The sequence below is a fragment of the Halovibrio sp. HP20-59 genome, from assembly GCF_033052795.2.
Taxonomy (GTDB): domain Bacteria; phylum Pseudomonadota; class Gammaproteobacteria; order Pseudomonadales; family Halomonadaceae; genus Vreelandella.
This window is the reverse complement of record NZ_JAWJUW020000109.1, coordinates 1-258: the sequence shown is the minus strand read 5'-3', so window position 1 is coordinate 258 and position 258 is coordinate 1. Positions and strand designations below refer to the sequence as shown.

General features: G+C 63.6%; 1 protein-coding gene. It reads left to right on the top strand.

Annotated elements, in window-relative coordinates:
* Positions 1–258, top strand: a 258-nt coding sequence (locus tag RZA33_RS19570) for a hypothetical protein (RefSeq protein ID WP_317509892.1), incomplete at both ends; no start/stop codon positions are given.

The following is a 258-nucleotide window of genomic DNA, read 5'->3' as shown; positions in this document are numbered from 1 at the left end:
CACCAAACCCGGCGGATGGCCCGCTGACGATCCTCGTGCCCCCCGCCAGGCTCACGCGGCTGACGCTTTACGACGATCGGGGTCATGTGCTCGCTTCAGGCACAGACACCGAGCCTCGCCAAGGTTGGATGATCGGGTTCACCGAAGAGGTGAACCTGGTGCTGCCCGTACCGCAGCCGGCTGGTGCCGGGTTTTGGGTACAGGTTTCAGGCAACTCCACCATGTACCTGAAATTTGTAGCGCGGCCGGCCGACGATC